Here is a 22,611-nt window from a genome sequence, read left to right on the forward strand (position 1 = left end):
AAACTTTTTCCCGTGGGGGTTGCTCCGCGTTAGGGCGTGCCGGGGACCGGCTTGGCCGGAACGGTCGGCATGCCGCCCGGCAGCGTGGGCACTGCCGGCAGCGGCTTCGCCGGAACGTGGGGAGTCACGCCGGTTCCGGGGACCGTGGGCAGCTGGCTGGGCCGGCCCGGCGTCGGCATCTTGCTCTTTGCGGCCTCGCCGGAGGGACCCTTTGACGCCGAGGAGTTCGATGAATCCTTCGCGGGAGCCTGATCCGTCTGGGCGGGCGTCACGGGTGCCGACGGCGAAGCAGCCGTTCCGGTAACCGATGGCCTGGGTGCAGCAACAGTCGGCGCCGGAGCCGCCGGGATGCCGGCGAGCGACGTGGGCACCGGCGTCGGCGCGGTTGTCTCGCTGGTCGGCTGGAAGATTCGGACCACGGTGTGGCCCACGCTGTTGCGGAAGTCCTCGCTGGATGCGGCGACAGCGCCGGCTCCGAGCCCCATGGCACCGACCACTGCGGCGCCCACCACAAAGCCCATGCGCCGCTGCCGGTTGCGGCGGTGCAGTTCAAGGCTCGCCACGTTGGAGGCGGCGCGTCGCATGGCCGGTTCCTGGGCGGGCACTACCGACGCGGGTACGCCTGCAGCGGATGCACCGTGGGCGAGCAGGGCGGCGAGATCGGCCCGCGGTCGGGGTGCGGCGTCCTGGGCGAGCCCGCGCAGTTCTTCGAGGGACCTGCGGAGATCGGCGTCGTCTTCGAGCCCGGAATCCAGGAGGATCGCCTGGATCTCTCCCTCTTCGCGGCCAGCCGGCGTGACACTCATGATGCTGCGTGGTCCTTTTCCTTGACGAGTTCGCGCAGGGCGATGAGCCCACGGCGCTGGAGCTGCTTGATGGCCCCCGGGGTCTTGTCCATGATGCCGGCCACCTGTTCCACCGACAGGTCCGCGACGATCCGCAGGACCAGCACTTCCCGCTGGTCGTCGTTGAGCATGGCAAGTGAAGAAGTGATTCCGCCCAGCGAACCGAGCACCTCGTCCTCGGCGGAACTCGACCGGCGCTCATCCAGGAGCGGGTCGAATTCGGTGAGCTGCGGCGTTCTCGCGGACCGGCGGTGGTAGTCCACGAGCCGGGCGTGCGCCACGGAGAAAATGAAGGTCCGCAGCCCGGAGTGGCCGCCCCTGACATTGCTGAGCTTGGGCAGGACATCCACGAAGACGTCCTGCGTGAGGGCCTCGGCGTCGTCCACCCCGCGGGCCCGGAAATAACCGAGGACTGCGGGCGAAATGATGCTGTAGACAGCGCTGAAGCCGGAAGGGTCGCCAGACAGGGCTGCTGACAATTCGTCGTCGGTCAGCTGAGCTGCCAAGGAGCGGTCCTTCCCTTTACTGCAGGTGTGCGGCGGTAGTAAGCCTAGCCGCCGCACACCTCACGCCCCTATTCGGGGAACGCCCTGTTTCGCGTGCTGTGGACTACTTGCCGGTGGGCAGGTCGGCAGCAGCGTCGGCCTTGACGTCAGCGTCTGCAGCGACGGACGGTGCGGCCGGCTTGGCCACGTGGTCCGCAACGTTCGGAACGGCCGGGGTGGCGGGAAGGGCCGGGGTGGCCGGAACGCCGGCACCACCGGGGACAGCGGGCGTAGCGGGGATTGCCGCGGTCACGTCGGCGCCTGCAGCCTTGTCACCGGCGGAGACGTTGGCGTTGGCGTTGTCCTTGTCAGCTTCCACTGCGGCGTCGGCTGCGTCCGCGGCTTCGCCGGCAGCCTTGGCCTTGGCGGCAGGGGCGGCAGGAACCGTCGGAGTAGCCGGCGCGGCCGGGACGGCGGGCACTGCCGGAACCTCAGGGGTGGCGGGAACGGCCGGGGTGGCGGGCGTAGCGGGGGTCACCTCTGCGTGCTGCGAGCTGGAAACCTGCGCGGCATTGGCCAGTCCGATGCCGGAGAAACCTCCAACAGCGACGATGGCGGCTGCAACAGCAATCTTGGTGGTCTTGCTAACACTCTTCATCAGAAAAAAATCCTTTGGTTGATTGAAGGCCGGGTCGGAGGCCGATGGGGGACAACCTCCTGCCCGGCGCTTACACATACGTAATCGCAGCCGCGGGCCGGCAGGTTACGCGGTTCCGGAAACTTTTTTCAGACGGGATGTTTTTCTGCCCGGAGAGCACGACGGCGGCGGGCCACCGTAAGGTGACCCGCCGCCGTCGGGAACTGCTTGCTTGAGCTGTTGTTGCCGGACGCTTCCGGCGTCAGTCAGTTTTAGTCAAGGATCAAATCGTTGACCACGATCGTCTGGTCGCGGTCCGGTCCGACGCCGATCGCGGAGAACCGAGTGCCGGACAGCTTCTCGAGGGCCAGCACGTAGTTGCGGGCGTTCTCGGGCAGGTCAGCCAGCGTGCGGGCGCCGGTGATGTCCTCGGTCCAGCCTTCGAAGTATTCGAAGATGGGCTTGGCGTGGTGGAATTCCGTCTGGGTCATGGGCATCTCGTCGTGCCGGACGCCGTCGACGTCGTAGGCCACGCACACCGGGATCTGTTCGATGCCGGTGAGGACGTCAAGCTTGGTGACGAAGTAGTCCGTGAAGCCGTTCACCCGGGAGGCGTGGCGGGCCAGGACGGCGTCGTACCAGCCGCAGCGCCGCGGGCGGCCGGTGTTGACGCCGAATTCGCCGCCGGTCTTCTGCAGGTACATGCCCATCTCGTCGAACAGCTCCGTAGGGAACGGGCCAGCGCCGACGCGGGTGGTGTACGCCTTGATGATGCCGATGGACCGCGAGATGCGGGTGGGGCCAATGCCCGAACCCACCGAGGCACCGCCCGCCGTCGGGTTGGAGGAGGTGACGAACGGGTAGGTGCCGTGGTCGACGTCGAGGAACGTGGCCTGGCCGCCTTCCATGAGCACCACCTTGCCCTCGTCCAGGGCTGTGTTCAGCACGAGGGTGCTGTCAATGACCAGGGGGCGCAGCCGGTCGGCGAAGGAGAGGAAGTAGTTGACCACTTCATCCACCTCGATGCTGCGGCGGTTGTAGACCTTGACCAGGAGCTCGTTCTTCTGGCGCAGCGACCCTTCGACCTTCTGGCGCAGGATGGACTCGTCGAAGACGTCCTGGACGCGGATCCCGAGGCGGGCAACCTTGTCCATGTAGGTGGGCCCGATGCCGCGGCCGGTGGTGCCGATGGCGCGGCTGCCGAGGAAGCGTTCGGTGACCTTGTCCAGCACCTGGTGGTACGGGGCCACAAGGTGGGCGTTCGCGGAAACCCGCAGCTTGGAGGTGTCCGCGCCGCGGGCTTCGAGGCCTTCGATCTCCTGGAAAAGTGCCTCCAGGTTGACGACGCAGCCGTTGCCGATGATGGGGACGGCGTTGGGGCTGAGGATGCCGGCCGGAAGGAGCTTGAGCTCATACTTCTCACCGCCTACGACGACGGTGTGCCCGGCGTTGTTGCCGCCGTTCGGCTTCACGACATAGTCGACGCGGCCGCCAAGCAGGTCGGTGGCCTTACCTTTTCCTTCGTCGCCCCATTGGGCTCCGACGATCACGATTGCTGGCATGGGATCCTCCCCCATTCGTTCGGGCCTAGCCCGGCTGGATCACCGAGGTGCTTCAACCAGAGGTCGGCGCCGTTCATGAGAATGCCCCGAATTCGTCGTCCGAACCCGCCGCGCTGACCGGGAAAGGGACGCAAGAGTTCCGGGGCTCTTACCACCCAAGTTTAGCGGATGGTCCACCCGCAGATCGCCGTCGCAAAGCTCGAGGCTCTGGGAGAAGGCGCACGCCTCGCCACCGAACGGCTCTTGGAAGTGATTTAGCCCTCATTTGCTGCCCTGCAGGCCCTTTCCCCCGCGTGTCGGCGGCGGCGGCGCGCGGAGCGGAACCCTGCGGTTCGGACGCCTTGCTAAACTGGGAAGGGCCGGTCAGGTACCGGCCCACACCTCATTTCTCACCACGCCGCACTCGGGCATGCCAGCGGCGTGCCGGACTGCGGCGCGGCGGCGCGACCCACCTGCAGGAGACACAGCACCATATGACCGCTCTGGCTACCGAATCCTTCCATGACCAGCTTCTTAGGCGCCGTTACGAGCCCAACGTTGCCGCTGTCAATGAGCTCTGCGATACATTGCAGAGCGCCAAGCCGGGCACCCAGGTGCCGTACGTCGACCCCGCACACGACGTCGACGAATGCCGCATCATCAGCCTCTTCTCCAACATCGGCACGGCATCGCCCACCGGCTTCATCATGCCGGGCGACGACGACGCTGCCACCCGCATGCTGGGCCTGCAGTGGAAGCTGGGCCTGCGGCCGGAATTCATCATGCCGTGGAACGTCCACCCGTGGCACACGCCGGATGAGCCGAACGGCAAGTTCACCCCCGACCAGATTCAGGCCGGCCTCAAGCCGCTGCTGAAATTCCTGGCACTGGTCCCCCGTGCCTCGGTCATCGTGGCCCACGGCACCGAGGCCAACCGCCTTGCCGGCCTGCTGCTCAAGACCGAGGTCCCGCTGCTCTGGCGCCGGGGGCTCAAGACCTACAAGGTCCGTTCGCTGAGCGGCCGCTCCTTCGCCGGAAGCCCCGAGCGGCAGAAGCAGTACCTCGACGAGATGCACGTTGCCTACGCCGACGCCATGGCCCGCACCGGCCTGCAGAGGGCCAGCTAGCATACGACGGCGCCGCCGCCGCCGAGGGTTCCCTGGCTGAGCGGAACGAAGCGAGGGAGGCGGCGGGGAACTACTTGCCCTCGATGGCAGCCTTGGCTGCGGGGTCCGAGTCGTTGAGGAACTTCTCGATGCGCTGGGGCTCTTCCGCCTCGTTGATGGCGGCGGAAGCGCGGCCCAGTGAGTAAAGCGCCCGCAGGAAGCCGCGGTTGGGCTCGTGCTCCCACGGGATGGGTCCCACACCCCGCCAGCCGTTGCGGCGAAGCGCGTCCAGGCCGCGGTGGTAGCCGACCCGTGCGTAGGCGTAGGAATCGATGGTGCGGCCTTCCGACCACGCCTCCTCGGCCAGCACGGCCCACAACAGCGACGACGTGGGGTGCTTTTCCACGAGGTCCAGTGCTTCAGCACCGAGCGCGAGGTGCTGGTAGACCTCGGTCTCGGCGGGCAGGAGTGTGGGCTCGGGACCCATCAGGTTCCTGCGGAACTCGTCGGACACGACTAGAAGGTCTTTCCGGCCGAGCCAAGCTGCTTGGTGGCTTCAACCACGCGGGCTGCCAGGCCGGCTTCAGCCGAGGCGCCCCAGACGCGGGGGTCGTAGGTCTTCTTGTTGCCGACCTCGCCGTCAACCTTCAGCACGCCGTCGTAGTTGCGGAACATGTGGTCCGCCACTGGACGGGTGAAGGCATACTGGGTGTCGGTGTCGATGTTCATCTTGATGGTGCCGAAGGAAACGGCGTCCGCGATTTCCTGGTCCGAGGAGCCGGAACCGCCGTGGAACACGAGGTCGAACGGGTTTTCCTTGCCGATCTTCGCACCGACCTGGGCCTGGATGTCCTTCAGGATCTCCGGGCGCAGCTTCACGCCGCCGGGCTTGTACACACCGTGCACGTTGCCGAAGGTCAGCGCGGTGATGTAGCGGCCGTTCTCGCCGGCACCGAGGGCATCAATGGTGGCAAGGGCGTCTTCCACCGTGGTGTAGAGCTTCTCGTTGATCTCGTTCTCGACGCCGTCTTCCTCGCCGCCGACGGTGCCGATTTCGACCTCGAGGATAATCTTGGCCGCAGCGGTGCGCTCCAGCAGTTCACGGGCGATGCGCAGGTTTTCCTGCAGCGTCTCGGCGGAGCCGTCCCACATGTGCGAGTTGAACAGCGGGTTGCGGCCGGCCTTGACCTCAGCCTCCGAAGCGGCCAGCAGGGGCAGTACGAAAGCGTCCAGCTTGTCCTTGGGGCAGTGGTCCGTGTGCAGCGCGATGTTCACACCGTAGTTCTTGGCCACTTCGCGGGCGAACGCGGCGAAGCCCAGCGAACCGGCAACCATGTCCTTGGTGGAGGCGCCGGACCAGTACGCGGCACCGCCGGTGGAAACCTGGACGATGCCGTCAGACTCAGCATCGGCGAAGCCGCGCAGCGCGGCGTTCAGCGTCTGCGAGGACGTGACGTTAACGGCGGGATATGCGAAGCCGCCCGCCTTTGCGCGGTCGATCATCTCGGAGTAGATCTCTGGGGTTGCAATGGGCATGCTGACTCCTAAAGTGAATTTCGTCTGCGGGTTTTGTTGACCCTGGAGTGAACCTCGTCGGCTAGGAACCATCCTAGCCATTTCTTTGCACGGGCCGTGGTTTGGGTCACCCGGCCGGGTAACACTTGCCCCCGAGCGCCGGCGCCCCCATCGAGATGGCACTTCGCGGCAGTCTCGGGCGCGGACACTGCCGCGAAGTGTCATCTCGCGCGCCAGCCCCGGCTCTGCAACGCCGCCCGGACCTTGCCGACGACGGCCGGACGCTCGCCGGCAAGGTCGAACTTCGACACCCGGACCTCAAGCCAGCCTTGCTCTGCCGCAACGTCCGCGCGCCGGATATCCCGCAGGTACTGGTCGGCGGCATTGTGGTGCGAGCCCTCGTACTGGACCGCTACTCGCTGCGCCGGCGAAGCGGCGTCCGGCCAAAGCACCGGCCTTCCAGAAACGCCCGTCACCACATGGTTCAGAACGGGTTCGGGCAAGCCGCTTCTGATCAGGTGAAGGCGCATCCTCGTTTCAGGCTGGGAATCCGAACCCACTCGGACCAATTCCACCGCGGATCTGGCGTTGCGTATGCCGCGCATCCCGGGGTGCCGGGCGATGGCAGCCCGAAGGTCCTCGACAGTGCACATTGGCTCCCGTGGCCGAGGAAAGTCCGGGCCGTGCGAGCACACAAGCGAGTCGCCGGCAACAACGAGTTCGTCGACGGTCAGGATCGAGGCCAGGTCCAGCCAGGTTCGGGCAGGCGACGTGAGCCGGACGCCGTCGCACTCAATGACCTCACCGGGGAGTAGCGTGAGCAGGTGACCCACCACGTTCACCCTGCGCGGCATGCTGAATCCGCGCCGGCGGGCCACGTGGATACGCCAGTCCCGCTCCAGCCAGACGGGCAAGCACGCCTGCAGAATTCTGGCGGCCGAGGCTACGGCAAGCACGGAGGCGTCATCAAGCTCGGTGTAGGCGCGCAGCGCATCCGCTCCGGACGCCTCCGACGCGAGGTGCATCCGGATGCCCCGCGAAACCGTGACCAAGTCCTTCGCCTCGGTGCGGGTCCTACTAACTCCGGCCTTATCTGCGGCGCGGAGGGAGAAGGAGCCCGTCCTCAGGTGCTCGGGGAGGGGTGCCTTGCGCATGATCAATTGTTGCCGCCCAGTCAGCGGCCCCCGGGGTTATCCACAGGGAAAGACGCCGTACTCGCTTCGAAATGGCACTTCACGGCAGTGTCATGCGCAAACATTGCCGTGAAGTGCCACCTCGGCGGGGGTCAGACGTGCTGGCCGAACACGTGCCGGCGGACCCAGGCGTGCATGGCGATCGCCGCGGCCGAGCCTGCGTTGATGGACCGGGTGGACCCGAACTGCTCGATCGACAGCGTGGCCTCTGCCGCCTCATGCACCTCGGGCGTCAGCCCCGGGCCTTCCTGCCCGAAGACCAGCACGCATTTCTGCGGCAGTTCATAGGTCTCCAGCGGCACGGAGTCGGGGAAGATGTCGATCCCGATGATGGCCAGCCCCTCCCCCTGCGCCCAGGCCACGAAGTCCTCCACGGTGGGGTGGTGGCGGACGTGCTGGTAGCGGTCGGTGACCATCGCCCCGCGCCGGTTCCACCGCCGTCGTCCGATGATGTGGACCTCCTTGGCGAGGAATGCGTTGGCGGTGCGCACCACGGTGCCGATGTTGAGGTCGTGCTGCCAGTTCTCGATGGCGATGTGGAAGTCGTGCCGTTTGGCGTCCAGGTCCGCGACGATCGCCTCGTGCTTCCAGTACCGGTACTTGTCCACGACGTTGCGCCGGTCGCCGTCCGTCAGGAGGTCCGGATCCCAGTGGCCGCCTTCCGGCCATTCACCTTCCCAGGGCCCGACGCCGACCTCCGGCTTTGGCTCCGGCGTCCCGTTCTGTTCTGGCTGGGATGGTTCTGGTTGGGGTTCGGGTGTCCCGGGCGTTTGCGTCACCCCTCAACACTAGACTGGGCTCCGAACGCAAACATCTCGGTGAAGGAATGACATGGCAGAAGTGGACAAGGTAAAGACATCGGCGGCCGTGTACCGCAGCGGCCAGGACATTGAATGCTGGCTCACCGACATGGACGGCGTCCTGGTGCATGAGAACCAAGCCGTTCCCGGGGCCGCGGAACTGGTCCAGCGCTGGGTGGACACCTCAAAGCGCTTCCTGGTCCTGACCAACAACTCCATTTTCACACCGCGCGACCTCGCCGCCCGGCTGCGGGCCTCCGGCCTGGAAATCCCGGAGGAGAACATCTGGACGTCGGCCCTGGCCACGGCCCAGTTCCTGAAGGACCAGGTGCAGGGTTCGGATTCCGGGAACCGCGCCTACACCATCGGCGAGGCAGGACTGACGACGGCGCTCCACGAGGCCGGCTTCATCCTCACCGACCAGAACCCCGACTTTGTGGTGCTCGGAGAAACCCGCACGTACTCCTTCGAGGCGATCACCATGGCGATCCGGCTGATCCTCGCGGGGGCGCGTTTCATCGCCACCAACCCGGACGCCACCGGTCCCTCCAAGGACGGCCCGATGCCCGCCACGGGCGCCATCGCCGCACTGATCACCAAGGCGACCGGACGGGAACCGTACATTGTGGGCAAGCCGAACCCCATGATGTTCCGCTCGGCCATGAACCAGATCGATGCACATTCGGAGACCACCGCGATGATCGGCGACCGCATGGACACCGACATCATCGCTGGCATGGAGGCAGGGCTGCACACCGTCCTGGTGCTCAGCGGCATCACGCAGCGCGACGAAATCGCCTCCTACCCGTTCCGGCCCAACCAGGTGCTGAACTCCGTGGCGGACCTCAAGAACCAGATCTAGAACGGTGTCATCTTTCCGCCGCCCCCGGGCAGCGGAAAGATCTCGTTCTCCAGGTCCTCGAGGATGGGCCGGTACACGAACGGGTTCCAGCCCGGGCTCGCGTGTGCGGGCAATGCGCCCGTGGTCTGCCGGTCGGCCGTGACCATGTTGCCGGCGAATGTCTGCGCCCAGGAATCGCGGGCCGTCCGGTAGTTGACGGTCTGGTCCCGCGGATTTCCGATGTAGGCCATGCGCGTATCGCCGATCTGGCCCGCAAAGCGCGTGGCATCGAAGTGGTAGATGTAGGCGGATTCCGTCTGCACCAGCACGCTGGAGGGTGCGATCGGGGACAGCTGCTCCAGCGTCTGGTCGAGAATTTGCCGCCAGGAGCGCTCGTCCTTGTGGACCACCCGCTCCCCCAGCTCGTAGCCCCCGCGCAGCACGGAGGGGATCCGGAACCCGCTTTCGTAGAGGAACACCACGCCGTCGAACCAGCTCTGGTCCAGGACGTCGAACTTGCTGTAGGGGCTGCCGTCGAGCACGATCAGTTCAACCTTGACGCCATGAAGCTCCAGCAGCCGGGCTGCCACCTGCGTCGCCACCATCCCGCCGAAACTGTGACCGTAGAAGTACAGCGTGGTGAGGTTGTGTGCCCGGACGTGCTCAATCACCGCGATGACCAGCTGGTCGATGTCCAGTCCGAGGTTCGAATACCCCGCCGCCGCGAGCTGGCCGCGCAGCCGGAGGCTCCCGCGAAGCGAATTGAGGATCCACTGGGCCTCTTCCCAGCTTGTCTTGTAGCCGGGGAACAGGATCCAGCTGGCATTCGGAAAGTAACTCTGCGCGAAGTCGTCCTCGACCACGAGTATTTTGTGGACCTGCCGCTCCTCCTGCACGCGCTTCGTGAACAGCATGTCTGCGGCGAGGACAGTGGAGGCGCCGGCTCCAGTGAGGAAGGTCCGGCGTGAGAAGCGTTTGAGGTTCGCGGCGCGCCGAAGAAGCCGGGCAGCGTCTGCGCCCGGCGGCTTCTGCTGGCCGGTCTGGCCCGCGGCCCCTTCGTATGGCACTGAACTACCCTAGGCACAGCCCGGCGGGCCAGCACAAGCGGCAGGGGCCTACGGCCCAAAAGCTTAGGGGCCAAAAGCGGAGCGGACGACGGCGGGAGGTCGCGCCGTCGTCCGCTCCAGGCGTCCGCTCCAGGCGTCCGCTCGGGCTGCCAAAGCAGCCCAGGCGAGGATCAGCTCAGGCCGAGCTCGTCCTTGCTGAAGGCGTACAGGTACGGCACGCCGGCTTCGGCTTCGATCTTTTCCTTGGCGCCGGTGTCGCGGTCGACGATGACGGCGACAGCGACGACGTTGCCGCCGGCGTTGCGAACGCCCTCGACGGCGGTCAGGGCCGAGCCACCCGTGGTGGAGGTGTCCTCAAGCACCAGGACCTTGCGGCCCTCGACGGACGGACCCTCCACCTGGCGGCCCATGCCGTAGGACTTCTGCGCCTTGCGGACCACAAACGCGTCGACCGCCCGGCCGGCGTCGGTGGCGGCGTGCATGACGGCGGTTCCCACCGGGTCTGCCCCCATCGTGAGGCCGCCGGCGCACTCAAAGTCGATGCCGGCCTCGTCGATCAGGGACAGCATGACCTGGCCCACGAGCTTGGAGGCCTCGTGGTGCAGGGTGATGCGGCGCAGGTCGATGTAGTAGTCGGCCTCGGCTCCGCTGGACAGAATGACCTTGCCGCGGACAACCGCGAGCTCCTTGATCAGTTCCAGAAGTCGGGCACGGGCAGCGGTGTTGGAAAGCGAGTCCGGGGTGGCAGTCATGGGCTCCAGTTTAGTCGGTGCCGGATGCCTTGCCGGGCCCAGCGTCCACCCGCCGGGCAAAGGCAGGCGCGTGCTCGGGCAGGGGTCCGATCGCGATCATCCGGGGCAGCAGCCGCATCAGGACGGGCACGTGCTGGGCGAGGTACATCATCACCGGCGGCGCTCCCGACCTCTTGCCGGTAAAGAGCGGGACGAAGACGCCGCGGTGCATAATGCGCTGGACAGACTGGACGATCACGGTGGGCAGCTGACGCCGCCGCTGCACCGCCGCCAGATCCTTCACGGTGACTTTGCCGCGCAGCAACGCGGGGGCGAGCCGGGTTGCCGCGGCTACGGCATCCTGGATGGCCAGGTTGATCCCCACCCCGCCAGCCGGGGACATCGCATGCGCGGCGTCGCCGATGCACAGCAGCCCGTCGACGTACCAACGCCGCAGGCGGTCCAGCCGGACATCAAGCCAGTGAAGGTCGTCCAGGGAAGCGATGGCATCGACCCTGTCGGCAAGGTCAGGGCGCAGCGCGGCGATCCGCTCCCGGAACCGCTCCACTCCCTCGCTCTTGATGCGGTCACCGGAGCCTTTCTGCGCGAAGTAGCCCATCTGGTAATAGGTTTCCCGGAACAGGGCGATAACGCCGGCGCGGTCACCGAAGGCCGGAACGATCCCGGCCACCTCCCCCTTTTCGGACTCGGCCCTCGGCAGCTTGAACCACCAGGTGTCGAACGGCACCGGGTATTCCTTCGATCGCAGGCCTGCCCTCTGGCGCAGCACCGAGTGCCGGCCGTCGGTGGCGACCACGAGGTCGGCACGGAGCTCACCCTCTGTCCCGTCCTTGGTGACGTACCGGATTCCGGTGACCCGGCCGCCGTCGGACATCAGGGCCGTTGCTTTGTGCTCCATCAGGAGCGTGAACGTGGGCTCCTGCTCGGCGGCGCGGGCGAGGAAGTTCAGGAAGTCCCACTGCGGCATCATGGCGATGTAGTTGTACGGCGGCCGGAGGGCGGCGAAATTGCCCAGCGTGACCAGGCCTCCGCCGGGCACCGGGAAAGCGACATTGCGCAACCGGCTTTGCGGCAGTTCGCGGAACTCGGCGCCGAGCCCGAGTTCGTCGATAAGCCGGATGGTGGAGGCATGGACGGTGTCGCCGCGGAAGTCACGGAGGAAATCGCCGTGCTTTTCGAGGACGGTGACCTCCACGCCGGCCCGCGCCAGCAAGAGGCCCAGCATCATGCCGGCCGGCCCGCCGCCCACCACCGCGCACCCTGTGCTCTCCATGAGCCATACGGTACGCCTCCCGGTGCACGGGAGCACAGAGCGCGAACGGACGCCTGAGCCCCGGTCCTCTGGCGGAAACAGTTGAGCCCTGCGGATTCCGCTGGCTAGTGTGGACCACATGCGCACACTCCAAGCCAAGATCATCGAAGAAATGGGCGTCCAGCCCCAGATCGATCCCGCAGAGGAGGTGCGCAAACGCGTCACTTTTTTGAAGGAGTACCTCAAGGCCACCGGCACCAAGGGCTTTGTCCTGGGCATCTCCGGCGGCCTTGACTCATCGCTCGCCGGGCGGCTCGCACAGCTCGCGGTCGACGAGCTGCAGTCAGAGGGCGTGGACGCGCAGTTTGTGGCGGTCCGCCTCCCCTACGGTGTGCAGCACGATGAGGATGACGCGCAGGCCGCCCTGGACTTCATCAAGGCCTCGAAGGAATGGACGTTCAACATTTCCGCCGCCGTGGACGGCTTCGAGGACGAGTTCGAAAAGACGGTCGGCAACGGGATCTCCGACTTCCACAAGGGCAACACGAAGGCCCGCACGCGCATGATCGCCCAGTACGCCCTGGCCGGGGAGCACAACTACCTCGTCATCGGCACCGACCACGGCGCTGAATCCGTCACCGGATTCTTCACCAAGTACGGCGACGGCGGGGCCGACATCCTGCCGCTGTTCGGCCTGAACAAGCGGCAGAACCGGGCCCTGCTGGAACACCTCGGCGCCCCGGAGCGGGTGTGGAAGAAGGTGCCCACGGCCGACCTCCTGGACGACAGGCCCGGCCGCACCGATGAGGACGAACTGGGCCTGACCTACGACCAGATCGACGATTACCTCGAGGGCCGCGACATCGGCGACAGCGCAGCGGAACTGATCGAGCAGAAGTACTTGCGGACCCGGCACAAGCGCACAGTTCCGGTCAGCATCTTCGACACGTGGTGGAAGCACGAGGGTCCGGAAGAGGCCAGGGCAGGTCTCTAGCCTTTGTCTTCCGGACGGGTCTAGGGCAGCAGCAGGATCTTCCCGCGGCCGTGGCCGCCGCGGCTGATTTCCAGCGCGGCGGCGGCCTCGATCAGCGGCATCCGGTGCGCGATCGTAAAGGTGATCTGGCCCTCCGCGGCGAGCGTCCCCGCTTCAGCCACCCGGCCTTCCAGCTGCTGTACGGCCACCAGCCCCGCCGCCGATGACTGCTCACCCGGAACGGTGGTCACCGCCCGGCCGGCGCCCTGGAGCAGCTCCGCTGTTGCTGCCAGAGAATCCTCGCTGCCCACGGTGTCCAAGACTGCCGTGACTGTTCCGGCTTCGTCAGCCAGGGAACGCACCCGATCGGCCAGGCCCCGGCCGTACGTCACGGGTTCGGCGCCCAGTTCGCTGAGGTACTCCTGGTTGGCCTCCGACGCCGTGCCGATCACGCGTGCGCCGAAGGCCTGCGCAATCTGGACCGCGGCCGAGCCAACCCCACCCGCGGCTCCGTGGATCAGCACTGTGTCCCCGGCTCCCACCGCGAGCTGCTTCAGGGCCGAATACGCCGTGCCTCCTGCCACTGGAATGCACGCAGCCTGCTCGAAGTCCACACCCGCCGGCAGGGGGGTCAGCTGGTCGGCCGGCAGCACGGCCTCTGTCCGGTAGCCGCCCATAAGTCCGTTCCAAATGACCTCGTCACCCACTGCGAACCCCTCAAAAGCGGGCCCGACGGCGGTCACAACACCGGCCGCCTCGCAGCCGGGCACCGCCGGAAAGTCCAGGGGCGTCCACTTTTTCAGGTGGCCGGCCACGAGTTTCCAGTCCACGGGGTTGACGCTGACGGCCCGGAACGCCACGCGGACGTCGCCCTCGCCAGGCTCCGGCAGCTCCTCCGTTCCCACCTTCAGGACTTCTGGGCCGCCGTATTCGTCGAAGTAGACCCTGGTGCTCATGGCTCCGGTTCCTTTGCTGCCGTCCCGCGCTGTAGTGCAAGGGTAGGCGGGGCAGTGCAGCCATCACAAGGAACGTCCGGGTGTCAGGTCAGCGCCGGACTTCCACCTCTCCCACCATGCCCATGTAGTCATGGAGGGCGCACAAGTAGTCGAACTCACCCACCTTGTTGAAGGTCACGGTGAACTTGTCCCCGGGCTCCATGAGACCGGAGCTGAGGTTTCCGCCCTTGAAGTTCTTGGGGTTGCCTACCGGGGCGAACACATTGGCCGGCTCATGTCCGAACGTCACCGTATGCGGTGCGCCCATTCCCGAGTTCACGAAGGTCACAGTGTCGCCGAGGTGGACGACGATCTCCTGGCGGACGAACCGCATCAGCATGGCGGTTCCGTTGTCCGTCCCGGCGATCACCTTATGGTTGCTGGCCTGCTTGCGGGCAGCCTCCCATTGCTTCTCACCGTCCCGGACGATCTTCCGTTCCTCCTTCTTGGTTTGGCGGTCGTACTGCGACTGCGAGAACGGGTAATCGGTTCCCGTGGCCCGGACGTGCACAGTTCCCTTCATCGCCCTCCCGTGAACGAGGCAGTAGTAGGTGTAATTGCCGGTGCGCGTGAACTTCAGTGTGTAATGCTCCACCGCTTTGAAGCCTGTGTTGGAGACATTGGCCATGATTCCGGAGTTGTAGTAGGACTGGCCGTCATAGCTTGCGCTGCCCTGGCGGCTTAGTTGCTTTGAGTCAAAGGGGTTGAATGGCTGAAGCCGCTGGCCTTTCGCCAGGAACGTCACGGTGTGGATTTCAGCGGCGTTCGCCTCCCACTTGATGCTGTCCCCGGCGTTGACATAGATGTTCCACGGAAGGAAGGACATGCCTTGGATGGCGCGGTCTGCGGACTCTGAGCCGACTTGGACAGTCCAGGTCTTCGCTGAGTGCCCTTCGTCCGCCGAGGCGGCACTGCTGAGGGAGAGCGGCAGGAGCATGGCCGCCAAGGAGACGGCGAGAAGGCGCAGCAGGTGCGGCCTTTGTTGGTTTTCTGGTTTGCGAGTCATGCGACTCATTCCTTTTACGCTGGGCGTTGGCAGCCGCGGTGCGGCCGGGAAGGTGCCGACCCGTAGATTGCGGCGTCGGACCGATGCCAGAGCGGCGCGGGCCCAGCGGGCCCCTTCTGCTTTCCTTTGTCACCCAGCCCGGAGAGGGGAAGAGGCCTCGGAACCGGCCCCGCCACCGAACTAGGCGACAAAACGGGAGTTTCCGGTTCTCGAAGGGATACATTGTGGTTCTGTTGAGCCGTCAGAGCCCGATTCGTGACCGGCGGCCCGCGGTCCAAGCCGGCCGGTCCGAGACTACAGATGCAATTCTTATCGTGCTCCGCGGTGACGTTTTTGTCGAGGTACCAGTGTAGTCGGGGCGCCAATGTACTCGTCGAGGCGCCAGGAGTGCTCAGTTCGCGCCGCGCCTCCGGAGCCGGGCGGTTAGCCGGTGGGCCTCCTCCAGCAGGAGCCGGCCCAGCAGTTCGCGCCGGTCTTCACGGAACCGGGGTTCGATGCCGGTCAGGGATAGTGCCCAGGACGGACGCCCAGCCTGGTCGAAGACCGCCGCGCCCATCCCCCAGCTTCCTTCGAGCACCAAGCCGGGGTTCACGGAGTAGCCCCGGCGGCGGGTCTGCTGCAGGCCCTTCCGGACCACGTCCTCCGGGTGCCCGTCGGCGTATTTGCCGGCATGGGCAGCCCAGTCGGCCAGGATCTGCTCCTGTTCCGCCTCGGGCAGGAACGCCATGATCGCCGTTCCTGCGGATGCCACGCCCAGCGGAAACCGGACACCCTCGTGAAGCACGAAGGAGCGGACGGGGAAGCTGCCTTCCTCCCTCAGCAGGCACACGGTCTCAGAGCCCCGGCGGATGGAGAAGAAGGCGCTCTCGCCGGTCGCCTCGGCAAGCCGGCGCAGGCTGGGCCTCGCGAGGTCCTCCAGCGGGAAGCGCGCGGCAGCAACCGAGCCCATCAGCAGGGCCTCGGGACCGAGCACCCAGTTCCCGCTCAGGGGGTCGTGGTCGAGGAGGCCCTCGGCGGCGAGTGACGTGAGCAGGCGGTGCACCGTAGGGCGAGTCAGCCCAGAGTCCCGCACAAGCTCCACCAGCGGGCTTCCTTCCGGCTTGCGTCCCACGATTCGCAGGAGGCCTGCGACCCGACTGACGACCTGTGCGCCTTGGACCGGTGCCTGATTCACGATTCTCCCTAATAATCCATATTGTGGACACTCTTCAGCCTACCGTCCACAGTGTAAAAGCGCGACAAATAAAGTGCTGCCAAGCCTTGACACAGCCTCGCAAGCCCGCCTACGCTCCACACTCAAAACCAGTGTCCACAAAGTGGACTGCGACTCAGCTCAACGAGGAGATGCGATGCCCAAACTGAAATCCGCCGCTGCCGAGGCCCTGCACGATGTCCTGCGGGACGGAATCACCCTTGCCGTGGGCGGGTTCGGGCTGAGCGGCATTCCCGCGGATCTGATTGAGGCCGTGCGTGATTCCGGCGTGAAGGACCTTACCGTGGTGTCCAACAACATGGGTGTGGACGGCAAAGGCCTGGGCATCCTGATCGAGGCCGGCCAGGTCCGCAAGGTCATCGCCTCCTACGTCGGGGAAAACAGGCTCTTCGCCGAGCAGTACCTCGCCGGCGTCCTGGAAGTGGAGTTCACCCCGCAGGGCACCCTGGCCGAGCGGCTGCGCGCCGGCGGCGCCGGCATCCCTGCCTTCTACACCAAGACCGGGGTGGGCACCCTGGTGGCCGAGGGCAAACCGCACGAGGTCTTCGACGGCGAAACGTACGTCCGGGAGCGCGCCATTAGGGCCGACGTCGCACTGGTCCACGCGCATACCGCTGACACGGACGGCAACCTGATCTACCGCCACACCGCCCGGAACTTCAACCCGGTGGTCGCCACCGCGGGCGCCGTCACCCTCGCCGAGGCGGAGGTCATCGTCGAACCCGGCGCGCTGGATCCGAACCACATTGTCACGCCCGGCGTCTACGTCCAGCACCTGGTCCGGGCCAGCAACAGGGGCAAGGACATCGAACAGCGCACCGTCCGCCCCCGCGCGGACCGGATCAGCCCCGAACTCGTGAACAACTAACAAGGAGACTCCCGTGGCCTGGACCCGGAATGAGATGGCCGCAATTGCGGCCGAAGAACTGAACGACGGCGACTACGTCAACCTCGGCATCGGCATCCCCACCCTGGTGGCCAATAACCTGCCCGACGGCGTCCGCGTGGTCCTGCAAAGCGAAAACGGGCTGCTCGGCATGGGCCCGTTCCCCTACGAGGGCGAGGAAGACGCCGACCTCATCAACGCCGGCAAACAGACAGTCACCATCCTGCCCGGCGGCAGCATCTTCGACTCCGCCACCTCCTTCGGCATGATCCGCGGCGGGCACGTGAAGGTCGCCATCCTCGGCGCCATGCAGGTCTCCGGCAACGGCGACCTCGCCAACTGGACCATCCCCGGCAAAATGGTCAAAGGCATGGGCGGTGCCATGGACCTCGTCGCCGGCACACCGCGCGTCGTGGTCCTCACCGAACACAACGCCAAAGACGGCAGCCCCAAAATCGTCACCGACTGCACCCTCCCCCTGACCGGCGTGAGCGTCGTGGATCGCATCATCAGCGACCTCGCCGTCTTCGACCTCCACAAAAACGACGACGGTGGCCGGCAGCTCACCCTCACCCGCCTCGCCCCCGGCGTCACGGAGGCGGAAATCCGTGAAAAGACCGAAGCGGAGTTTACGGTTGCCCCGGACCTCGCCGAACCGGCCCAGGTTTGACGCTGCGGGCATGGTGAAAGGGCCGAACCCTGGCGGCTGACAGCCAAAAGCCGGGCGGGTTCAGCACCATCAGTTCCGCGACCGGATAAGCCGGGCGATCTCGGCAAAGCCGAGACGCTCGGCGTTCTCCAAAGCCGTTCTGCCCTGCCGGTCTTGGATGTTGGGGTCCGCCCCGGCGTCCAGCAGCTGCCGAACCACGTCCTGCTGCCTCGGACCTCCGTTGTTCAGGAGGATGGCTTCCTGCATCGCGGTCCAGCCGAGCTTGTTGACGTGATTGACGGGGACGCCGGCGGCGATGAGGATCCGCACTGTCTCCACATGCCCGTGCTCGCTGGCAGGGATAAGGGCGGTGCCGCCGAAACGGTTGGTGCTCCTGACGTCGGCACCATGGGCCAGGGTCAGCCGCAGAATCTCGTTGAAGCCCTCGGCGCCCGCGTACAGGAAGGCCGAATCCTGGATCTCGTCCTTGGCGTTCACGTTCCCGCCTTCGCGGATCAGCTGCGCCACGAGCCCCACATCGTTGGCTTTCGCGGCCAGGACCAGCCGCTGGTCCAGCTTCTGCTGCTCAGCCTGGGACAGGGACGGACGTGAGGCGGTGGGGGCGGACGACGGCGGCCGCGCAGTGCCGCTCGCGCCGGAACCGCCCGCCGTCGTCGGACTTCCCAGGCTCGGGCTTCCCGGGCTGAGGCTTCCGGGCGTTGTCCCACGCGGGCTGGGACTGGCCGAGCTTGAACCGGCGGGGGCCGGGCCCCCAGGGCTTGAGCTGGCTGGGGACGGGGCGCCGGCCGACGGGGCGCCGGGGGCGCACCCGGCCAGCAGGGACGCCACGAGCACCGCCAGGCCGGCGAGCGGAAGAACGCTGGCCGGCCGGCCGCCGTCGCGCCCGTCTTCAACCACAGCCCGCAACCTACTTGCCGGCGATCACGGCCGCGCCGGCCTCGGCGCAGGCCTCGTCCAGCTTGCCGTCGGGGGCGCCACCGACACCGATGCCCGCCAGGGAGACGCCGTTCACCTTCAGCGGGACACCGCCCGGGAGGAACAGAGTGCCGGGAAGGTCAGCGATGCTCGGCCCGTTGCCTGAGATGCGCTTGGCAAGTTCGCTGGTGGGGCTGCCGAACGCTGCGGCCGTGTACGCCTTGCGCTTGGCGGACTCGATGGTGTGCTCGGCTGCATTGTCGCCACGCAGGAGGGCCTGGACGGTGCCGAACCGGTCCACCAGGGCCACCGTGACGAACGGCAGCTTGTCGGCCTGGCACTTGGCGAGCGCGGCGCCCACTGCCTTCGCCGAGGCGCCAACGGTGATCCGGTTCTGGGCGACGACGTTGTCAGCACCCGGCTGGACATCCGCGGCGGGCACAGCAGCGGCGGGCTCGACCGAAGCCGCTGCGGGGGAAAGCGCCGATCCCGAATTGGTGAGGGCGGTGGCACCGGCGGTGATGGCGAGCGCTCCGGCCGCCGCGGCGGCAAAGATTTTCTGGGACTTCTTCACGGTGGTTCTCCTTCGATAAGCGGGGCGCAGCCCACGTTTGCGGGCGCAGTCAAACGGCCACATCTCCATGGTGATCCTGTTGCCGCCGCGGGCGCATCAGGCCATCAGTTGGGACCGGCTGGTACTTCCGGCTGGCGGTATCAGCCAAAAGGCTGAGAGACCAGCAACGGTGCGCGCAATAGCATGGTTCCTAGCACGTCTCCCACCGGAACCGGATCCACCCATGCCCTTCACCGCCCCCACTGCACCGGAAGTACTTCCCGCACGCACCGGCCGTGTTCCGGGCAGCCGGCTGGGACGGATTGACGCCGCGGTCCATCTGGGCTTCGCGGTGCTCATCGTCGCGTCGGCGGTGCGCTACGTGATGCGGCACAGCGCCCCGGACAACCTGTTTGTCCTCGCGCTGGCGGCCGCCGCCTGCGCCCTGTACGCCGTCATCGCCGTGCTCGCCCAGCGCCGGCGCCCCTGGGCAGTGTGGATGTTCGTCCTGGTCGCTGTCTGGGCCGTACTGGTGATCTCCGCACCCAGCTTCGCGTGGTGCTCGTTTGCCCTGTTCTTCCTGTGCCGCATCGCCTTCACCGGGGCGGTCGCCTACGCGGCGGCGGGGGCGACGGCGGCAGCCACCGCCGCGGGACTGTTCCGGCTCAGCGACGGCACCGATCTGGCGATGCTCCTGGGGCCGCTCGCCGTCGGCGTCCTGCTAACGCTGATCTACGACCGCATTGAACACGACGCCGCCGAGCAGCGGCGCCTGCACCGTGAAGTGTCGCTCGCCCAGGGGCAGTTGGCGGCCAGCGAGCGCCGGGCGGGCACCACCGCGGAGCGTGAGCGCGTCTCCAGGGAGATCCACGACACCGTGACTCAGGGCCTCGCCAGCAGCCTGCTCCTGCTCGAGGCCGCGAACCGTGCCTGGCCGGAGCCGGCGTCCCGGCAGGATCTTCGGCGGGCCACCGAATTGCTGCGCCGGAACCTCTCCGACACCCGCAGCCTGGTCCACGAACTGGCGTCCCCTGGCCTCGACGCCTCGCCGCTGCCGGACGCCCTGCTCCAGGCCGCCTCGCAGTACGTGCCGGACGCCAGGCTGCTGGTCACCGGCGAACCCCGGGGGGTGGCAGGCGAGGTCCGCCACGCCCTTCTCAGGGTGGTGCAGAGCGCCACCTCGAACATCAAGCTGCACGCCTCCGCGGACACCACCACCATCACCCTCGGCTTCCTGCCCGATGCGGTCACACTGGACATCTACGACGACGGCACGGGCTTCGATCCGGCGGCGGTAGCACCGCCGTCGGACGCCGGTGGATACGGACTGCGGGCCATGCGGCAGCGGGTGGAGCAGCTGGGCGGCGCCTTCTCCGTGGAAAGCGCCCCGGGCCAGGGAACTGTTGTGGCGGCGCAGCTGCCGGCAAAGGGGGAAGAATGAGCGCCATCACTGTGGTCCTGGTCGACGACCATCTCGTGGTCCGCAGCGGATTGAAGGCCCTGCTGGGGACTCAGCCGGACATCGAGGTGGTGGCCGAGGCCTCCTCGGGCGAGGAAGCCCTGACCGCTGTGGAAGGGCACGCCCCCGACGTCGTGGTCATGGACCTGGCGATGGGCCCGGGCATGGACGGGATCGAGGCGATCCGGAAGCTCCGCGAACGCAACCGCAAGCAGGCCGTGCTGGTCTTCACCACCTATGATTCCGACGCCGACATTGTCCGGGCCGTGGATGCCGGGGCCATGGGCTACCTCCTGAAGGACGCCGCACCCGAGGAGATCTTCGCCGCGGTCCGGGGCGCCGTCCAAGGCAAGAGTGTCATGAGCCCGCCGGTGGCCTCCCGTCTGTTCCAGCAGCTACGCAACCCTGACGAGGTGCTGACACCGCGGGAGGCCGAGCTGCTGAGCCTCCTCACGGAGGGACTCAGCAACCGGGAGCTGGGGCAGCGGCTGTTCATTTCCGAGGCCACCGTCAAGACCCATCTCGCTCACATCTACGCCAAACTGGGCGTGGAAACGAGGGCCGCGGCCATCGCCACCGCCATCCGCCGGGAGGGGATGCGGTAAGGGGGCCTTCCCAGCGCCCTTTCCCAGCGCACTCGTGACCTTGTTCGGCGAACCGGTCGGGGCAACACGCCGCGGCGAACGGCGTGGCGGGGCGCTTCCGGGGCCAAACAAGGTCAGGATGGCGGCGCCCAACCCCAGGGCTAGACTCAATCACGTCCGCCCCGCCCATTTTGAGGAGCAGCCATGCGCGCCACCATCATCCACGGACCTGGAGACATCAGGGTGGAAGACCGCGAGTACCCGGCCGTCCAGCTCCCCACGGACGCCGTGGTCCGGGTGACTGCCGCCTGCGTCTGCGGCTCCGACCTGTGGCCGTACCGCGGTGTGAAGCCGGTCCGCCGCCCTTCCGCCATCGGCCATGAATTTGTCGGGGTCGTGGAAAGCACAGGTGCCGACGTTTCCACGCTCCAAGCAGGCGACTTTGTCATCGCCCCCTTCGTGGTCAGCTGCGGGCAGTGCCCGCAGTGCCTGAACGGAGTCACCGTGGCGTGCGACCATCTCGCCGGCTGGGGCGGAAAAGACGACGCCGGATTCGCCGTCGACGGCGGCCAGGGCCAGGCAGTGCGGGTCCCGCTCGCCCAGTCGACGCTCGTCAAGGTGCCGGATGTCATCGACCCGGACGCAGAGCTGCGCAACAGCCTGCTGACCCTCTCCGACGTCATGGCCACCGGCCACCACGCCGCGGTCAGCGCCCAAGTGGGTCCTGGCAGGACAGTTGTGGTGGTGGGCGACGGCGCCGTGGGACTGTGTGGCGTCCTCGCGGCCAGGCGGCTCGGCGCCGGGCGGATCATCGCGATGTCCCGCCACGCCGACCGGCAGGCCATCGCCCGCGAATTCGGTGCCACGGACATTGTGGCGGAACGCGGGGACGACGGCGTCGCCAAGGTCCGTGAACTGCTCGGCGGTGTGCTGGCTGACTCGGTGCTCGAGTGCGTGGGGACCAAGGAGTCCATGGAGCAGGCTCTGCACTCCGTCCGGCCCGGCGGCGCCCTGGGCTTCGTCGGGGTCCCCACAGGAGGCGCGGAGATTCCGCTGCGTTACCTGTTCGACAAGAACATCACCGTGGCAGGCGGCATGGCTCCGGCCCGGACCTACATTCCCGAACTGCTCGTGGACGTGTTGTCCGGCAGCATCAACCCAGGGCGTGTCTTCGACGTCGAAATGCCCCTGGAGGAAGCCCCCGAAGCCTACAAAGCGATGGACGAGCGCCGTGCCATCAAGGTGCTCCTGACGCCCTGAGCGCGCACCGCAACGCGCTACTGGTGCGCGCACGCGCCTGCCTCTTGCGCGGGCACACTGCCG

Annotated in this window: 24 protein-coding genes; 8 read left to right on the top strand and 16 right to left on the bottom strand. The window is 67.1% G+C overall.

Annotated features, from left to right (window positions below):
• Window positions 1-29: 29 nt before the first annotated feature.
• The 4 genes from DBZ45_RS15990 to DBZ45_RS16005 all read right to left on the bottom strand — a co-directional run bounded on the left by DBZ45_RS15990 (window position 30) and on the right by DBZ45_RS16005 (window position 3,529).
• Window positions 30-806 (bottom strand): hypothetical protein, encoded by a 777-nt coding sequence (locus DBZ45_RS15990; RefSeq protein WP_111904866.1) that lies wholly within the window; start codon window positions 804-806, stop codon window positions 30-32.
• Window positions 803-1,351: an RNA polymerase sigma factor gene (locus tag DBZ45_RS15995; RefSeq protein WP_111904867.1), complete on the bottom strand. Its 549-nt coding sequence runs from the start codon at window positions 1,349-1,351 to the stop codon at window positions 803-805. The genes DBZ45_RS15990 and DBZ45_RS15995 overlap by 4 nt, the downstream gene beginning before the upstream one ends.
• A 103-nt stretch (window positions 1,352-1,454) precedes the next feature.
• A complete protein-coding gene (locus DBZ45_RS16000; RefSeq protein ID WP_111904868.1) occupies window positions 1,455-1,988 on the bottom strand; it encodes a hypothetical protein in 534 nt (177 codons plus the stop codon).
• 251 nt (window positions 1,989-2,239) lie between these two features.
• Entirely contained in the window at window positions 2,240-3,529 is a 1,290-nt protein-coding gene (locus tag DBZ45_RS16005) for an adenylosuccinate synthase (protein ID WP_111904869.1), read from the bottom strand.
• Window positions 3,530-4,002: 473 nt separating this feature from the next.
• Here DBZ45_RS16005 and DBZ45_RS16010 point away from each other — a divergent pair, with 473 nt between their 5' ends.
• Window positions 4,003-4,635 (top strand): uracil-DNA glycosylase, encoded by a 633-nt coding sequence (locus tag DBZ45_RS16010; protein ID WP_111904870.1) that lies wholly within the window; start codon window positions 4,003-4,005, stop codon window positions 4,633-4,635.
• A 70-nt stretch (window positions 4,636-4,705) separates the two neighbouring features.
• Here the strand turns inward: DBZ45_RS16010 and DBZ45_RS16015 are convergent, their stop codons facing one another.
• The 4 genes from DBZ45_RS16015 to DBZ45_RS16030 form a co-directional block, all read right to left on the bottom strand.
• Window positions 4,706-5,128, bottom strand: a complete 423-nt coding sequence (locus DBZ45_RS16015; protein WP_111904871.1) for a DUF3151 domain-containing protein — start codon at window positions 5,126-5,128, stop codon at window positions 4,706-4,708.
• Window positions 5,129-5,130: 2 nt separating this feature from the next.
• Complete coding sequence (gene fbaA, locus DBZ45_RS16020; protein WP_111904872.1) at window positions 5,131-6,150, bottom strand: class II fructose-bisphosphate aldolase; 1,020 nt, start codon at window positions 6,148-6,150, stop codon at window positions 5,131-5,133.
• 200 nt (window positions 6,151-6,350) lie between these two features.
• Window positions 6,351-7,283 carry a hypothetical protein gene (locus DBZ45_RS16025; protein ID WP_111904933.1) on the bottom strand — a complete coding sequence of 311 codons (933 nt, stop codon included), beginning with the start codon at window positions 7,281-7,283 and terminating at the stop codon, window positions 6,351-6,353.
• A 131-nt stretch (window positions 7,284-7,414) separates the two neighbouring features.
• Window positions 7,415-8,101: a TrmH family RNA methyltransferase gene (locus DBZ45_RS16030; RefSeq protein ID WP_111904873.1), complete on the bottom strand. Its 687-nt coding sequence runs from the start codon at window positions 8,099-8,101 to the stop codon at window positions 7,415-7,417.
• Between the two features lie 52 nt (window positions 8,102-8,153).
• Between DBZ45_RS16030 and DBZ45_RS16035 the strand changes: the two genes are divergently transcribed.
• Window positions 8,154-8,984, top strand: a complete 831-nt coding sequence (locus tag DBZ45_RS16035) for an HAD-IIA family hydrolase (protein WP_111904874.1) — start codon at window positions 8,154-8,156, stop codon at window positions 8,982-8,984.
• Here the strand turns inward: DBZ45_RS16035 and DBZ45_RS16040 are convergent.
• The 3 genes from DBZ45_RS16040 to DBZ45_RS16050 all read right to left on the bottom strand — a co-directional run bounded on the left by DBZ45_RS16040 (window position 8,981) and on the right by DBZ45_RS16050 (window position 12,055).
• On the bottom strand, window positions 8,981-10,030 hold the full coding sequence (locus DBZ45_RS16040; RefSeq protein WP_111904875.1) for a thioesterase domain-containing protein: 1,050 nt from the start codon (window positions 10,028-10,030) through the stop codon (window positions 8,981-8,983). The genes DBZ45_RS16035 and DBZ45_RS16040 overlap by 4 nt on opposite strands.
• Window positions 10,031-10,200: 170 nt before the next feature.
• Window positions 10,201-10,782 (bottom strand): orotate phosphoribosyltransferase, encoded by a 582-nt coding sequence (pyrE, locus tag DBZ45_RS16045; protein ID WP_111904876.1) that lies wholly within the window; start codon window positions 10,780-10,782, stop codon window positions 10,201-10,203.
• A 10-nt stretch (window positions 10,783-10,792) separates the two neighbouring features.
• Window positions 10,793-12,055: an FAD-dependent oxidoreductase gene (locus DBZ45_RS16050; RefSeq protein ID WP_111904877.1), complete on the bottom strand. Its 1,263-nt coding sequence runs from the start codon at window positions 12,053-12,055 to the stop codon at window positions 10,793-10,795.
• Between the two features lie 118 nt (window positions 12,056-12,173).
• On the opposite strand from DBZ45_RS16050, the gene nadE reads away from it, so the two are divergent.
• Entirely contained in the window at window positions 12,174-13,028 is an 855-nt protein-coding gene (gene nadE, locus DBZ45_RS16055) for an ammonia-dependent NAD(+) synthetase (protein ID WP_111904878.1), read from the top strand.
• A gap of 20 nt (window positions 13,029-13,048) precedes the next feature.
• Here the strand turns inward: nadE and DBZ45_RS16060 are convergent, their stop codons facing one another.
• The 3 genes from DBZ45_RS16060 to DBZ45_RS16070 form a co-directional block, all read right to left on the bottom strand.
• Window positions 13,049-13,963 carry an NADP-dependent oxidoreductase gene (locus DBZ45_RS16060; protein ID WP_111904879.1) on the bottom strand — a complete coding sequence of 305 codons (915 nt, stop codon included), beginning with the start codon at window positions 13,961-13,963 and terminating at the stop codon, window positions 13,049-13,051.
• Between the two features lie 88 nt (window positions 13,964-14,051).
• Entirely contained in the window at window positions 14,052-15,008 is a 957-nt protein-coding gene (locus tag DBZ45_RS16065) for a cupredoxin domain-containing protein (RefSeq protein ID WP_111904880.1), read from the bottom strand.
• Window positions 15,009-15,399: 391 nt separating this feature from the next.
• Complete coding sequence (locus tag DBZ45_RS16070) at window positions 15,400-16,182, bottom strand: IclR family transcriptional regulator (protein WP_111904881.1); 783 nt, start codon at window positions 16,180-16,182, stop codon at window positions 15,400-15,402.
• A 175-nt stretch (window positions 16,183-16,357) separates the two neighbouring features.
• Here DBZ45_RS16070 and DBZ45_RS16075 point away from each other — a divergent pair, with 175 nt between their 5' ends.
• Together DBZ45_RS16075 and DBZ45_RS16080 are read left to right on the top strand one after the other, a co-directional pair.
• Window positions 16,358-17,089, top strand: coding sequence for a CoA transferase subunit A (locus DBZ45_RS16075; protein ID WP_111904882.1), 732 nt, complete (start codon window positions 16,358-16,360; stop codon window positions 17,087-17,089).
• A gap of 13 nt (window positions 17,090-17,102) precedes the next feature.
• Window positions 17,103-17,777, top strand: coding sequence for a CoA transferase subunit B (locus DBZ45_RS16080; RefSeq protein WP_111904883.1), 675 nt, complete (start codon window positions 17,103-17,105; stop codon window positions 17,775-17,777).
• A gap of 69 nt (window positions 17,778-17,846) precedes the next feature.
• Here DBZ45_RS16080 and DBZ45_RS16085 read toward each other — a convergent pair whose 3' ends face one another.
• On the bottom strand, window positions 17,847-18,674 hold the full coding sequence (locus DBZ45_RS16085; RefSeq protein WP_223257118.1) for an ankyrin repeat domain-containing protein: 828 nt from the start codon (window positions 18,672-18,674) through the stop codon (window positions 17,847-17,849).
• A 10-nt stretch (window positions 18,675-18,684) separates the two neighbouring features.
• The gene (locus DBZ45_RS16090; RefSeq protein ID WP_111904884.1) at window positions 18,685-19,266 is read right to left on the bottom strand and encodes a GlcG/HbpS family heme-binding protein; all 582 of its coding nucleotides are present in this window, start codon (window positions 19,264-19,266) and stop codon (window positions 18,685-18,687) included.
• A 223-nt stretch (window positions 19,267-19,489) separates the two neighbouring features.
• Between DBZ45_RS16090 and DBZ45_RS16095 the strand changes: the two genes are divergently transcribed.
• The 3 genes from DBZ45_RS16095 (at window position 19,490) to DBZ45_RS16105 (ending at window position 22,548) form a co-directional block, all read left to right on the top strand.
• On the top strand, window positions 19,490-20,686 hold the full coding sequence (locus DBZ45_RS16095; protein WP_111904885.1) for a sensor histidine kinase: 1,197 nt from the start codon (window positions 19,490-19,492) through the stop codon (window positions 20,684-20,686).
• Window positions 20,683-21,309, top strand: coding sequence for a response regulator (locus tag DBZ45_RS16100; RefSeq protein WP_111904886.1), 627 nt, complete (start codon window positions 20,683-20,685; stop codon window positions 21,307-21,309). The genes DBZ45_RS16095 and DBZ45_RS16100 overlap by 4 nt, the downstream gene beginning before the upstream one ends.
• A gap of 183 nt (window positions 21,310-21,492) precedes the next feature.
• On the top strand, window positions 21,493-22,548 hold the full coding sequence (locus DBZ45_RS16105; RefSeq protein ID WP_111904887.1) for a zinc-dependent alcohol dehydrogenase family protein: 1,056 nt from the start codon (window positions 21,493-21,495) through the stop codon (window positions 22,546-22,548).
• Window positions 22,549-22,611 lie beyond the last annotated feature (63 nt).

This window comes from Arthrobacter globiformis, assembly GCF_003261175.1.
GTDB classification, from domain to species: domain Bacteria; phylum Actinomycetota; class Actinomycetes; order Actinomycetales; family Micrococcaceae; genus Arthrobacter; species Arthrobacter globiformis_A.